We start from the raw sequence: 13,661 nt of genomic DNA, 5'->3' as shown, positions 1-13,661 counted from the left end.
GCATGATGAAGCCAATAACTCACTGAATAACGATAAATGATGCAAATGCGTTGGTTAGAACTGCTCTCAACAGTTCGTATTGGAAGTAAAAAACAAAACACAGAATTGGCACGCAGCCCATTTCACAAAGATTATGACCGAATTATTTTTTCTCAAAGCTTTCGCCAACTGAACCGAAAAACCCAAGTCCATCCACTAACTCAACACGATGGCATTCATACTCGTTTAACGCATTCACTCGAAGTCTCCTGCATTGGGCGCTCGCTCGGTATGCTCGCAGCGGAAAAAATCAAAGACGAACTACCAATGTGGATTTCCCCTGCCGATGTTGGAGCCATTATTCAAGCGGCTTGTTTAGCACATGATATTGGGAACCCACCGTTTGGTCATGCAGGTGAATATGCCATTCGTGAATGGTTTGATGATGCATCACACGGCAACTTTTTGGAGAAACTTTCCGCAGAGGAACAAGCTGATGTGCGTCAGTTTGAAGGCAATGCCCAAGGTCTGCGTCTACTGACTAAAATTGACTATCATCCTAATGATGGTGGCATGCGTCTAACCTATGCAACATTGGGAGCTTACTTAAAATATCCGTGGCTATCGAAAACCATCGAATCACAAGGCGATACCCCAGCCAGTAAACGTGCCAAATTTGGCTGCTATCAAGCAGAAAAAGAAATCCTGCAACAAATCGCAGAGCAACTCGGACTGATTCAACTAGGTGAATATCATTATTGTCGCCATCCACTGACTTATTTACTTGAAGCAGCAGATGATATTTGCTACGCCCTGATTGACCTTGAAGATGGCATCATTTTAAACATGTTGTCTTATGAAGAAGTTGAACCGATTTTTTTAAGCTTGCTTGGTGAATATAGTGCGCCAGTAGAACTCTCTATGCCAGATACCACGTGGCAGCAAAAAATTGCAGCCTTACGCGGACGGGTGATGAAACGTCTGGTTGAAGAAGTCACATCCGCTTTTGCCAAGCATCATTTTGAAATTTTAAGTGGACAACTGGCTGGCAGTTTATTGCAATACTGTGCTGCTGATATTGAGTTAGGCATTAACCGTGCTAAGGATTTAGCCCGCGATAAAATATTTGAACACCCGCAAAAAGCTGGTTTGGAAATTATTGCTCATCAAAGTTTGCAAAATATTTTAGATGCCTTTATTCCGCTCACTACACCGCATAAAACCTTAAGTTTTAAAGAGCAGCGCTTAATGGCTATTTTATGTCGTTCTGGTGCACACTTTGGCAGTAACCATTATGAGAATATCATGCAGGTCTTAGATATTATTTCTAAGTTTTCAGATCACCAAGCCTATAACTTGTCTCAGGAATTACAAGGTAATAAAGCAGGATTGATTTAAACCTGTCATCAGCATCCAATTTGATGATAAAGCCATCAATCCGAACTCAATTTTTCGTGAGCCTTTTGCCTTTCTACGCAATGCTCACTACTATGCAACCATTGATAAAAAAAGTGAATCACACAACATGATCGGATGTCTTATTGGTGAAGTCTTCGCACTAGAAGCACCCACCGTACTTTTAAATGTAAATGGTGTCGGTTATGAAATTGATACACCACTGACGACCTTCTGCCAACTACAAAAAGGCCAGAAAATTACCTTATGGACGCACCTTGCCGTGCGTGAGGATGCTCAACTGCTTTATGGCTTTCTACATCAACAAGAAAAAATCATTTTTCGCACGCTGTTAAAGGTCAATGGTGTCGGCCCTAAAATGGCTTTAGGCATTCTGTCCACACTCAGTGTCGATATGCTCATTCATACCGTTGAACATGAAGATATCAATACCCTGGTTAAAGTACCGGGCGTGGGTAAAAAAACCGCTGAACGTTTGATGATTGAGCTACGTGATCGCTTTAAAGCGATGTCTTCAGGCACAGCACCAAGCAACTCAACCGTTGAACAAATCCAGTTCACAGGCAACTCTGCCGTTGCAGAAGCCGAAGCTGCATTGCAGTCTTTAGGGTACAAACCTCTAGAAGCACAGAAATTGGTCAATGCTGCAAAAGGTGATTTCACTGAAGCAAGTGACATCATCCGTGCTGCTCTCAAATCCATGAATAAATAATTCAAATAGACACACCATTACACCTAAATTGGATACACGAAGGCGACATGGATGTCGCCATGTTGGATTGGGATATAAGGACATATCCTCAATCCAACATAAGATTTACTTGCGGACTTTTAAATATATTTAAAAGCCCTCATTTTGATCTTTCAAAAGTAAGGCAATGCCTACACAATGGTACCTAAACACAAATCATCATTTGAGGCTGTGCCTCGAAAGTTCAGCCAGAGATTGATTTAACTATATGCAAGACCGTCTCATCGGTGGTTCCGAAAAACCCGAAGATCATATCGACCGCGCAATCCGCCCGACCTCACTCGATGACTACATCGGTCAGCCCGTGGTTCGTGAACAAATGGAAATCTTTATTGGTGCAGCCCGGGGTCGTGGTGAAGCCCTTGATCACACCTTAATTTTTGGTCCACCGGGACTGGGTAAAACTACACTGGCCAATATTATTGCCCGTGAAATGGGGGGAAACCTCAAGTCGACTTCGGGCCCTGTACTAGAACGTGCTGGGGATTTGGCAGCCATGCTGACAAACCTTGAAGAAGGTGATGTGCTATTTATTGATGAAATTCATCGTCTTTCCCCTGTGATTGAAGAAATTCTGTACCCTGCGATGGAAGACTATCAACTCGACATTATGATTGGTGAAGGTCCCGCGGCTCGTTCCATTAAACTCGACCTACCTCCTTTCACTTTAGTTGCAGCAACCACACGTGCAGGTTTACTTACTTCTCCTCTTCGTGATCGCTTTGGTATTGTGCAACGCCTTGAGTTCTATTCGGTCACGGACTTAACGCATATTGTGACTCGTTCAGCCAATTTGATGGATGTACCGATTACGCGAGAAGGTTCAGCAGAAATTGCACGTCGTTCTCGTGGTACACCGCGTATCGCCAACCGTTTACTACGTCGAGTCCGTGACTATGCGCAAGTCAAAGGTACAGGTGAAGTGACACAAGATATGGCGCAACGCGCACTCGATATGCTCAATGTCGACAAAGACGGTTTAGATACTTTAGACCGTCGTTATTTGAGTATGTTACTTGAACGTTTTGATGGTGGCCCTGGCGGTGTAGAAGCTTTGGCAGCAGCGATGGCTGAAGACTCAGGTACATTAGAGGACGTGATTGAACCGTATTTGATTCAACAAGGTTATGTCATGCGCACCGCTCGGGGGCGTATTGCCACCAATATGGCGTATTTACAGTTTGGCATGACACCGCCTGAACCGAAGGACAAATAAAAGTAGAATAATGTGATCAAAAACTTAGACGTCTAAGCCAACAGTAACTTTAAGATCACAGTTCATCCCATCAGGTTGATCACTCAGCCTGATGATTTTGATTGATCCCAGACATTATGTCATTGCACGGTCTTACGTTGTCTTTTCTGTGAATACATTTGTTGATCTGCAAATTCAATTAAAGGCTCTATCCCCAAAGCATCCTCAGGGTAGATGGCAAGTCCAATGCTTGCCCCTATTTTTAGGTCTAACTGCTCAAATCGAAAAGGGAGACCACACGCCTCTGCAATTCGATTCATGGCGGATGTTGCTAAGTCTCGGTTCGCAACACTGCTTAAGATCACCGCAAACTCATCACCACCCAACCGCGCAACTAAATCTTCTTGTCGCGTATTATTTTTAATACGATGCGCAATTTCCTTTAGTGCAACATCTCCCATGCGGTGCCCAAATTGATCATTGATACTTTTTAGACCATCCATATCAATCATTAAAACGCCAATCTGCTTCCCATATTTCTGAGCCTGCATCACGCCTTGTCTTAAATAATCTAAAAATAATGCACGATTGGATAAACCGGTTAGATGATCTTGGGTTGCAAGTTTATATAACTCCTGCGCACCAAACTTTGTGGCATGATACATGGCTGCTGCGATTAACTCTGACATCAGACTTAAAAGCTGTAAATCACCCTCTTTAAAGGCTTCTACTTCTTCAGAATAAATTTTAAGTACGCCCACCGCTTCACCGCAATGTGTCAACGGTACAACAGCCATCGATCTTAAACCAACGCGACGACATGCTTCACGGTCTACTCGGGGATCATTTTCACTATCGCTACAATATAAAGTGGTATTTTGCTCCACACATAAACCTGACAAGCTGTTTAATTTGTACAGCCGCAAGCCTAATAAATGTGCAGCTCCGCCAGATACAGCACGATAAACCATATCTCCATCTTCATCGAGTTCGACCACAGCACCTTTCGCATTGGTAATCTGCTGCGCTTGTTCAGCAACCAAGGTCATAACCGCATTGAGATCTAAACCAAGCTTTGCGATTGCTGTTTGCGTCTGAATCACAGACATGAGTTGCGAAGGTGTAGGTTGATCGTTATGGCTCATAAAATCTATAAACACGTAAAATTTGGGGCTATTTAAAAAATGAAATATAGCTGAGTACAGCATGGATCAAATTATCACACCCAATCCATATTTTCACCACATGTAACTCAAGCGGTCACGAAGCAGAATATTTGACATCTTGTGCCATTGGAGTGAAATCTCATAATGCTAAACTGCGACGCATTAGTACTTTGACGTGCACCAATTTTAAGACCATGTCCTTAAATATAAAAGCGCCAAGTCAATCTAAATCGACTCGTAAAACTGGAAAAACGGAATACTCTCATGGCGAATAAATTTGAATTCAACATTCGTGTCTATATTGAAGATACTGATGCAGGTGGCATTGTTTACCACGCCAATCATATTCGCTTTATGGAACGTACTCGTACCGAGTGGTTACGTGCTTCTGGTGTAGATCATTACTGGCATCAAAAAGACTATAACTTCGTTGTACACAAAATTAATGTGAAATATTCACGTCCAATTTTAATGGATGATTTAATTACTGTTACAGCAAGTGTTGTTTCGTGTAAGGCTACGTCATTTGTGTTGCAACAAAATATTTATCGTGGTGAAATCATGCTTGCATCTGGTGAGGTCGAATTGGCATGTATCAGTTCAGAAATGAAACCACGTCGACTTCCCGATGAAATCCGCGAACTGATTCTAAAAGAATTAGGACAAGACTAAAAAAATTATTGGCACATGTAGTAACTATGGCAACTCAACTCGAATCATCTCTTCAAGTTTCAGATCTAATTTTACAAGCAAGCCCTGTCGTACAACTGATAATGCTGGCTTTACTTTTGGCCTCGCTGTTTAGCTGGTATCTGATTGCCAAGTTACACATGAGTTATAAAAAAGCACAGGCAGACGATGAGCATTTCCAAAAAATTTTTTGGTCGGGTGCTGAGCTGAATACGCTATATAACAATGCGCAACTTAACTCCAAACGTGTCGGCCTTGAGGACATTTTCTATCAAGGTTTGGGGGAGTTTTTAAAACTAAAAAAACGCAATGCTGCACCAGCACAAACCATTGAAGGTACAGAACGTATTTTACGTGTAGGGCTAAGTCGTGACCAAAGCCAACTTGAACAAGGCTTAGGTGCTTTGGCCAGCATTGGTTCTGTTGCCCCTTATGTCGGTTTATTTGGTACCGTGTGGGGCATCATGAATGCGTTCATTGGTTTAGCTGACGTAGATCAAGTCACCCTTGCAACAGTTGCACCAGGTATTGCTGAAGCACTCATTGCTACAGCGATTGGTTTATTTGCTGCTATTCCCGCAGTATTGGCATTTAACCATTACACAGGAAAAGGCGAAACGGTTTACTCCGATCGTGCTTTATTTGCAGAGGAAATGGTTGCGTTATTACAACGTCAGTCTTTGGGTGAAACTAAGGAACATGACTAATGGCAATTCAACGTTCAGGACGCTTCGAGCGCATTAAAAAACCACTAAAAAGTGAGATGAACGTCGTCCCATATATTGACGTCATGCTCGTATTATTAGTCATCTTCATGGTGACTGCACCCATGATTACCAGTGGCATCAATGTCGATCTGCCACAAGCCAATGGCAATCCTATTGAATCAAAAGATGCACCTGCAATGGTCAGCTTAGATAAAGAAGGTCGCTATTTTCTTAAATATAAAACGCATAGTTCAACTGGACCTTTGGCTTTATCTGAATTGACGTCTATTTTAAGTGAAGCACAACAACAAGCTCAGGCTGAAAACAAAACTTTAACTGTTGTTGTAGAAGGTGAACAGTCTCGCTCTTATGGCGAAGTCATGTCACTTATGAACAGTCTACAAGAAGCGGGTCTCACCCAAGTTGGATTACTCACAGAGCCATTAAAGTAATTTATGAAAGATTTTAAAAAGCCACCTTTTAAACAAAAAGCCATCGCGCTTGGATTTACCTTTGGTATCCATGTGATTGCTGTTGTTGGCTTACTTTATCTTGGTATGAGTAAACCACCTGAGCCACCGAAGCAAATCAAGACTGTTCTGATTAAACCCGAGGACTTAAAGCCTGTTACGCTTGAAGAAACAGAGTTTACTGAAACAGCACATGAAAATGTAGCCAAAGAAATCACACAAACGGCTCCCCCCACTGTAGAGCCTGCACCTGTTATTCCAACCACACCACCTATAACACCAGTTGTGCCAAAGGTCGATACTCAAAAAGCAGTTGCGGATGCCAAAGCCGCTGAAGTGGCAGCGCGTAAAGCAGAAATGCAAAAGCAGTTAGAAGCACGTGCGAAGGCTGAAGCTGAAAAACTTAAAGCACAGCAAGAGCGTGCCGAAGCCCGAGCTGCCGAACAAGCGAAAGCTGCTGAAAGAGCCAAACTGGATGCTGCCACAAAAGCCGAAGCAGATGCAAAACACCGAGCAAACTTAGAAGCATTGAAAAAAGCGGAAGCTGTACAAAAAGCGAAGCTTGAAGCACAGAAGAAAGCTGATCTCGCTAAAAAGCAGCAACAAATTACTGATGCAAATAAAGCTAAAGCTACGGCGGATGCAAAGGCTAAAGCGGATGCAGATAAAGCCAAGGCTGCTGCTGATGCAAAACGTAAAGCCGATGCGGACAAAGCAAAAGTCGCCGCTGATGCGAAGGCTAAAGCAGATGCCGATAAAGCCAAGGCAAATGCCGATGCTAAAGCTAAAGCAGATGCAGCGAAAACCAAAGCCGACGCTGATGCGAAACGTAAGGCCGATGCGGATAAAGCTAAGGCAAATGCTGATGCAAAAGCCAAAGCAGATGCAGAAAAAGCCAAGGCTGCCGCTGATGCAAAACGTAAAGCCGATGCCGAAGCAAAAGAGCGTGCGGCTGAAGAAGCACGTGCTTCATCTGCAAAACAGGCTGCCGAAGAAGCTGCACAAAAGAAAGCTGAGGCCAAACAAATTGCGTCCACGGCAAAACGAGACTTTGAAAATAAAATTAAGCGTGCATGGGATACCCCTGCCGGCTCAAGTGGGAAAACAGCGACAGCACGTGTGACGCTATCAGATAATGGTACTGTGCGGTCCGTCATTGTGAGTTCTAGCGACCCAGACATGAAAGCCAGTGTTGAAGCCGCGGTTCGTTCTGCTGCACCCTACCCTATGCCATCAGACCCAGAGGCGCGCAGACAAGCTCAAAGTTTTACTTCATCATTTACTGCGAAATAAAAATATCCCCTGAACAAAATCAGGGGATATTTATTTTGAGCACAATATGAAGTTTTTGTAGCGTTCTATGACCTAAAAGTACGTCAACTTTACACATCAAAATTATTTGATGTTTCAGCTATTCCATAACCGTTTCCGTACATCTATGACCTTGATCGGGTGATTCCTTTTCCTATTTACGCTTAAACCACTTAATTCGTACTCACTTTTCACAGTGTTATAACAGATCAATCATAATTTCATGCTTTCAATATTAGAAAATCATGCCATTATGTAGAACAATTAAATCCACAATAAAAGACGTTTGTTTGAGTAAATAACGAATGATGGAAATGACGCGTAAACACCTTCTTAGCCTAGCTATTTTAACTGCTTTTAGCCCAGTCTTAGTGACTCAAGCACATGCCCAGCTTCATTTAGAAATTGCAAAAGCACCTGAAGAAGCACCGAAAATTGCAATCGTGCCATTTAGCAATGACAGCAGTCTTTATCCTATTATTGAAACGGATTTAAATCGCTCAGGAAAATTCACCAGTTCCTCAAAAAATCTACCCGCGACAGCCAGTATGAACACACCTAATGCAGCTAACTGGCAGGCAGCTGGTGTACCGTATGTGGTGACTGGTACAGTTAAGCCTGCTGCAAATGGCGGTTTCGAAGTCCAGTACCAACTTTATGATGTCCAGAAACAACAATACCTTTTAAATGAATTATTAACCGTTCCAGCATCCCGTGTGCGCTCTGCCGCACACATGATTAGTGATGCTATCTATCAAGCACTTACAGGTATTCCTGGTGACTTTAGCGGACGGATTGCTTATGTACTACGTAATCCAGCTACGCCAGAACAACGCTATACACTTCAAATTGCCGATACCGATGGTGAGCAACCTCGGACGATCTTAACGTCACGTGATCCAATTTTATCACCAGCTTGGACTCCAGATGCCAAGAAAATTGCCTATGTGTCATTTGAAACTAAACGCCCCGCAATTTACGTTCAAGACCTTTCTACAGGTACACGAGAAAAACTTGCCAGCTTCCGTGGTCTTAATGGTGCGCCAAGTTTCTCACCAGATGGTAAGAGCATGTTGTTTACGGCATCTATGCATGGCAACCCTGAAATCTACCAAATGAACTTGGAAACCCGTCAGTTACAACGTATGACCAATGACAGTGCGATTGATACTGAAGCGCGTTATGCTCCTGATGGCAAATCATTTATTTTCACGTCTGACCGTGGTGGCTCTGCGCAGATTTATCGTTACGACTTCGACAGCAGTATCTATAAACGCCTAACTTTCCGTGGCGCATTCAATGCACGTGGCACACTCAGTGCCGATGGCAAAAAACTGGCACTAGTACACCGTCCAAGTGGCAGTAACTATAAAGTCGCGATTCAAGACCTAAACTCAAGTGTCACCAATATTTTAACGCCAACCAGTTTGGATGAATCACCAAGTTTTTCGCCAAACGGACAAATGGTGGTCTATGCCACACGTGAAGGCTCACGTGGTTTGCTCTCGATCATGTCATTGGATGGACGCTTCCGTATGAACCTTCCAAGCGAACAAGGTGAAGTACGCGAACCCGCTTGGGCGCCTAAATAATTTTTAACTGTCTTTTTTAGTAATCATCAGTTTTCATGGAGATGAAGAATGAAATCAATCAAACTTTTAGCCCTTCCGATTTTAGCAACTGCTCTAGTTATGACTGGTTGTGCAAGTCGTAAACCAGCAGCAACAATTGAGGCGGGTCAAAATCCAAATGGTGCCACCACAGTCAACACACAAGGTCTAAGTGAAGATGCTGCATTAAATGCACAAAATCTTGCAGGTGCATCAGCAAAAGGTGTGACTGAAGCCAACAAAGCATTTTTAGCAAAACGTGTTGTTCACTTTGACTATGATAGTAGCGAACTCAGTAATGAAGACTATCAAACTTTGCAAGCACATGCTCAGTTCCTCATGGCTAATGCAAACTCTCGCGTAGCGTTAACAGGCCATACCGATGAACGCGGTACACGTGAGTACAACATGGCATTAGGCGAACGTCGTGCTAAAGCTGTTGAGAGTTTCTTAATCACTACAGGTGTAAGTCCAAACCAACTTGAAGCTGTTAGCTATGGTAAAGAAATGCCTATCAATGCCGGTCATGATGAAAATGCATGGAAAGAAAACCGTCGCGTAGAAATTAACTACGAAGCTGTACCGCCACTATTAAAATAGTAGTCGTTTCTTCAGCTATAAAAAAAGCGCTCAATTTCGTGGGCGCTTTTTTTTATGACTAAACTTGTTCAGGCTTGGGATCTTGGTCAGACTCTTCAGCGTGTTGCATAGACTCAATCATGTCATGCTTATTGAACTTTTTGTACTCAGCTTTGGCTTCATAATCTTGCCATGCTTTTTTTACACTATCCGCTGAAATGTCATCTAGAGTAATCCCTTCGCTCGGCGTTGGAGTCGCATCAAATTTTTGCGTAGTCATTGTTGTGCTCCTATTTTTACCTGATGTTCCTTTCATCAACATAGCACTTTCCACAAGACTTGCAAGGGTAAAATCACAGCAAATAGTCGAGTTTAATTGTTCTTTTGCCTCGTTCTCGACTAAAATATAGCGCAAAGTTGATTTTATTATGTATTCAAGTTTTAGTGGAGCCTTCCCCCTTATGTCATATCTCAATCTGTCCCAATTCTTAGAACAACAAACGGGAAATCTTACGCCTGAATTGGCTCAAGTGATTAGCACAATTGCTAACACTTGCCAGACCATTGATCAAGCTTTGCAAAAAGGTGCCTTAGCAGGAGTTTTGGGCAGTGCACAAAATGAAAATGTGCAAGGTGAAGAACAAAAAAAATTAGATGTGATTTCAAATGACTATTTAATTGATGCTTTAAAAGTACACCCACAGGTTGGTGGTTTAGCCTCTGAAGAATTAGATGAATTCACCCCAGCTCAAGAAAATGGCAAATATTTAGTGTTATTTGACCCTCTTGATGGTTCAAGCAACATCGACATTAATATGTGCGTGGGTACTATTTTCTCAATCTTGCCTGCAAAAAATGCAGTAACTCAAGCTGAAGACTTTATGCAAGCAGGCAACCAGCAAGTTGCTGCGGGTTATGTGCTCTATGGTCCATCCACCATGTTAGCGTTAACAGTCGGTGCAGGTACTGTGTTTTTCACTTTCGATCCTGAAACTCAACAATTCTTGCTCACTTCTGAAAATATTCAAGTAGCAGCAGATACCAAAGAATATGCAATTAACTCATCCAATCAACGTCACTGGGAGAATCCAGTAAAACGTTATATTGAAGAACTTCTTGCAGGTAAAACAGGTCCGCGTGAGAAAGACTTCAACATGCGTTGGGTTGCATGTATGGTGGGCGACATTCACCGTATTCTTTGCCGTAGTGGTATTTTCATGTATCCATACGACTTAAAAGATCCGACAAAAGCAGGTCGTCTTCGTCTAATGTATGAAGCAAACCCAATGAGTATGTTAATTGAACAGGCTGGCGGTGCATCTACAACGGGTCGCGTTCGTATTTTAGACATTCAACCGACTGACCTACACCAACGTGTCCCTGTGATTATTGGTTCTAAAAACGAAGTCGATTTAGTGACTGGCTACCACAACTAATTTTTTAAAATGCGCATAACCATCTAACGCGTTATGCGCACGAGTCTCCCTCATGTCAATCGTTTTTCTTGAATCAAAAGACAACCCAAAGATTAAACATCTGCGTGGTTTAATCGAACAAAGTAGTTACCGTAAAAAGCAAGGTCAAACCGTGCTTGAAGGGACACACTTAGGCTTAGCTTGGGTTGAAAAAAAGAAGAAACTCAATTCTATTTTCACCACTGAAAATGCACTCGAACACCCTGATATTTGCGATATTTTAGATGAATATGAAGGTGCTGTTTTTGTCATTGCTGAAAGCCTGTATCGAGACTTAAGCACATTGGGGACCACTTTGCCCTTCTTGGCAGTTGTAGACTTACCAAGTTCAAGCCAAAGCGTAGACTTTAGCTTAGACACCCTGATTTTGGAAAATATTCAAGATCCAGGTAATGTCGGTACACTCCTCCGCTCCGCAGCTGCTGCAGGGATTAAACAAGTGATCTGCACCAAAGGCTCAGCATCACTTTGGTCGCCACGTGTATTACGCGCTGGTATGGGAGCGCATTTCTCGCTCAACACCTATGAAAACGTTGCCATCGAAGATGTACTCGAGCGCTTTGAAATTCCAGTGTATGTCACCAGCTCACATCAAGCTGAAAGCCTGTATCAAAAAGATTTAACCCAAGCTTGTGTCTGGATCTTAGGTAACGAAGGTCAAGGTGTTTCTGATTTTGCTTTGGCCCATGCCCAAGCAGTTAGCATTCCACAACCAGGTGGTCAAGAGTCTCTTAATGTGGCAATTGCAGGTTCAATTTGTTTCTTTGAAATGGTACGACAGCGACTTTAAAATCGTTAAGTTATATTAATTAAAGTCGGTTCAGCTGAAAAAATAGATTACACTAGAAAAAATAATTAGTTGTGTTGTCAACCAAACCATTATTTCCAACGTTATAGGCACATGATCGAGGAAATAATGGTGGGTATCCAATGACAGGATTTTCCATCTCTATGGATTTAGCACCCAAACAGTCTAAAGCGCAAGATTCGAGTATTCTTAAGAGTACCGCTGAGTCTCGCCTGAAAAGCTTTATGCAAGAAGTGACTGGTCGTGCATTAGTGATGATGGAAAGTGCAACACAAAACCAACATGGCATTGCCATGGATTTGGTGCAAGAAGCCTTTATTTCTCTGCATAAGTCTTATGCAGATCGTTCTACGGAAGAATGGTATCCCCTGTTCTATACCATTTTAACCAACAAATTACAGGATTGGCGTCGTAAAGAAACACGTCGAGCACAACCCTTTTCTTTCTTCAAAAAAGTCAGTCTTGATGATGACGATCTTGAAGTCAATGATGTGGTTGATGAAAGAGCGCTAAATCCATCAGACTTTTTAAGTCAAGCTGTTACTGCTGATGAAATTCAAGAAGCCATTGCGAGCCTTCCAGTTCGTCAACAGCAAGCATTTATGTTACGTGCATGGGAAGGTTTTGATACTGCAACTACTGCACAAATCATGAATTGCTCTGAAGGCAGTGTTAAAACGCATTACCATCGTGCGATTCAAGGCTTACGCCAAGCTCTCGCACATTTGAATCCACATCTAGGAGGATCATCCGAATGAAAGATGATTTCTTAAAGCAAGTAACCTCCAAACTTGATGGACTCGCGCAGCACCACAAAAATAAACCCGTGGTGATGCAACATGTTCTTGATGATATTCAAGATCAAAAGTCCTCACGTTATGGCCTTTGGAAAATGTCTGGTTTTGCTTTAGCTGCGGCTATTGCAGGTTTCGTGGTTCTTCCAAACTCTGTAACTCTCGATGAAAAACCACACAACCAAGTAGTTTCGACTCCGAAACTTTCACCACAGATGGTTGAAGATTTAGAAATGTTATTGGTTTTAGGTGAGGACACCGTTCCACATGGCAGCTAAACGTGTCGCTTTTGCGCTTTGTACACTGGGTTTTTTACAAACCAGTTTTGCAGGTTTTGAACGTTTTTGGATTTTTTCCAAAGATGCCGATACACAAGTATCTGAAACGTGGGAATCGCTATCTGAAGAAGAACAGCGTGCGTTAATTCAACGCTACCAGTCCCTCAAAGAACTCCCAGATGCGCAAAGTGCCGCACTTCAACAACGTATGGATTGGTTCACTCAGCTACCTGAGCAAGAAAAGCAGAAAATGCGTGATACATGGCAACAGATGAGCACCCAAGAGCGACGTGATTTAGGCATTCGCATGCAAAAAGCTGATGCAAATGAACGTGTAAACATTCGTAATGAATATATTAATAAATACATCAATAACCATAACAGCACACATTAAGTTCAGTCAAAACTTATGACCTACTGCTCTCAAGTTCA

16 protein-coding genes are annotated in these 13,661 nt (G+C 42.5%); 14 read left to right on the top strand and 2 right to left on the bottom strand.

All coding sequences use genetic code 11. The features are described from left to right. Nucleotides 1–36 precede the first annotated feature (36 nt). The 3 genes from B4F08_RS11985 (at nucleotide 37) to ruvB (ending at nucleotide 3,362) form a co-directional block, all read left to right on the top strand. Nucleotides 37–1,377 carry a deoxyguanosinetriphosphate triphosphohydrolase gene (locus B4F08_RS11985; RefSeq protein WP_086208278.1) on the top strand — a complete coding sequence of 447 codons (1,341 nt, stop codon included), beginning with the start codon at nucleotides 37–39 and terminating at the stop codon, nucleotides 1,375–1,377. A 127-nt stretch (nucleotides 1,378–1,504) separates the two neighbouring features. Then, nucleotides 1,505–2,107 (top strand): Holliday junction branch migration protein RuvA, encoded by a 603-nt coding sequence (gene ruvA, locus B4F08_RS11980; protein ID WP_004693861.1) that lies wholly within the window; start codon nucleotides 1,505–1,507, stop codon nucleotides 2,105–2,107. Between the two features lie 247 nt (nucleotides 2,108–2,354). Further along, nucleotides 2,355–3,362: a Holliday junction branch migration DNA helicase RuvB gene (gene ruvB / locus B4F08_RS11975; RefSeq protein ID WP_114837111.1), complete on the top strand. Its 1,008-nt coding sequence runs from the start codon at nucleotides 2,355–2,357 to the stop codon at nucleotides 3,360–3,362. Between the two features lie 119 nt (nucleotides 3,363–3,481). On the opposite strand, the gene B4F08_RS11970 is transcribed toward ruvB, so the two are convergent. Then, complete coding sequence (locus B4F08_RS11970) at nucleotides 3,482–4,486, bottom strand: sensor domain-containing diguanylate cyclase (RefSeq protein ID WP_291374469.1); 1,005 nt, start codon at nucleotides 4,484–4,486, stop codon at nucleotides 3,482–3,484. Nucleotides 4,487–4,771: 285 nt separating this feature from the next. On the opposite strand from B4F08_RS11970, the gene ybgC reads away from it, so the two are divergent. The 6 genes from ybgC to pal all read left to right on the top strand — a co-directional run bounded on the left by ybgC (nucleotide 4,772) and on the right by pal (nucleotide 9,895). Next, a complete protein-coding gene (gene ybgC, locus B4F08_RS11965; protein WP_004693869.1) occupies nucleotides 4,772–5,179 on the top strand; it encodes a tol-pal system-associated acyl-CoA thioesterase in 408 nt (135 codons plus the stop codon). 26 nt (nucleotides 5,180–5,205) lie between these two features. Further along, on the top strand, nucleotides 5,206–5,904 hold the full coding sequence (gene tolQ / locus B4F08_RS11960; RefSeq protein ID WP_086208283.1) for a protein TolQ: 699 nt from the start codon (nucleotides 5,206–5,208) through the stop codon (nucleotides 5,902–5,904). Next, nucleotides 5,904–6,356: a protein TolR gene (gene tolR / locus B4F08_RS11955; protein WP_291374468.1), complete on the top strand. Its 453-nt coding sequence runs from the start codon at nucleotides 5,904–5,906 to the stop codon at nucleotides 6,354–6,356. Before tolQ ends, tolR begins: the two co-directional genes overlap by 1 nt. Nucleotides 6,357–6,359: 3 nt before the next feature. Then, the gene (gene tolA, locus B4F08_RS11950; protein ID WP_291374467.1) at nucleotides 6,360–7,667 is read left to right on the top strand and encodes a cell envelope integrity protein TolA; all 1,308 of its coding nucleotides are present in this window, start codon (nucleotides 6,360–6,362) and stop codon (nucleotides 7,665–7,667) included. A 326-nt stretch (nucleotides 7,668–7,993) separates the two neighbouring features. Then, on the top strand, nucleotides 7,994–9,277 hold the full coding sequence (gene tolB / locus B4F08_RS11945) for a Tol-Pal system beta propeller repeat protein TolB (RefSeq protein WP_291374500.1): 1,284 nt from the start codon (nucleotides 7,994–7,996) through the stop codon (nucleotides 9,275–9,277). Nucleotides 9,278–9,325: 48 nt separating this feature from the next. Further along, on the top strand, nucleotides 9,326–9,895 hold the full coding sequence (gene pal / locus B4F08_RS11940) for a peptidoglycan-associated lipoprotein Pal (RefSeq protein ID WP_110974577.1): 570 nt from the start codon (nucleotides 9,326–9,328) through the stop codon (nucleotides 9,893–9,895). Nucleotides 9,896–9,953: 58 nt separating this feature from the next. Here the strand turns inward: pal and B4F08_RS11935 are convergent, their stop codons facing one another. After that, nucleotides 9,954–10,154: an NF038105 family protein gene (locus tag B4F08_RS11935; protein ID WP_086208288.1), complete on the bottom strand. Its 201-nt coding sequence runs from the start codon at nucleotides 10,152–10,154 to the stop codon at nucleotides 9,954–9,956. Between the two features lie 181 nt (nucleotides 10,155–10,335). Between B4F08_RS11935 and B4F08_RS11930 the strand changes: the two genes are divergently transcribed. From B4F08_RS11930 to B4F08_RS11910, 5 genes are all read left to right on the top strand, one after another. Beyond that, nucleotides 10,336–11,310: a class 1 fructose-bisphosphatase gene (locus B4F08_RS11930; protein WP_291374466.1), complete on the top strand. Its 975-nt coding sequence runs from the start codon at nucleotides 10,336–10,338 to the stop codon at nucleotides 11,308–11,310. Nucleotides 11,311–11,362: 52 nt separating this feature from the next. Next, complete coding sequence (locus tag B4F08_RS11925; RefSeq protein WP_086208290.1) at nucleotides 11,363–12,139, top strand: TrmH family RNA methyltransferase; 777 nt, start codon at nucleotides 11,363–11,365, stop codon at nucleotides 12,137–12,139. A gap of 161 nt (nucleotides 12,140–12,300) precedes the next feature. Beyond that, complete coding sequence (locus B4F08_RS11920) at nucleotides 12,301–12,915, top strand: RNA polymerase sigma factor (RefSeq protein ID WP_291374499.1); 615 nt, start codon at nucleotides 12,301–12,303, stop codon at nucleotides 12,913–12,915. Beyond that, complete coding sequence (locus tag B4F08_RS11915; protein WP_004693889.1) at nucleotides 12,912–13,229, top strand: hypothetical protein; 318 nt, start codon at nucleotides 12,912–12,914, stop codon at nucleotides 13,227–13,229. Before B4F08_RS11920 ends, B4F08_RS11915 begins: the two co-directional genes overlap by 4 nt. After that, nucleotides 13,219–13,623, top strand: coding sequence for a DUF3106 domain-containing protein (locus tag B4F08_RS11910; RefSeq protein WP_086208292.1), 405 nt, complete (start codon nucleotides 13,219–13,221; stop codon nucleotides 13,621–13,623). The genes B4F08_RS11915 and B4F08_RS11910 overlap by 11 nt, the downstream gene beginning before the upstream one ends. Nucleotides 13,624–13,661 lie beyond the last annotated feature (38 nt).

Origin of the sequence: Acinetobacter sp. UBA6720 (assembly GCF_002454215.1) — a bacterium.
GTDB lineage: Bacteria > Pseudomonadota > Gammaproteobacteria > Pseudomonadales > Moraxellaceae > Acinetobacter.
The sequence above is the reverse complement of the archived record's forward strand: the minus strand, read 5'-3'. Positions and strand labels throughout refer to the sequence as shown.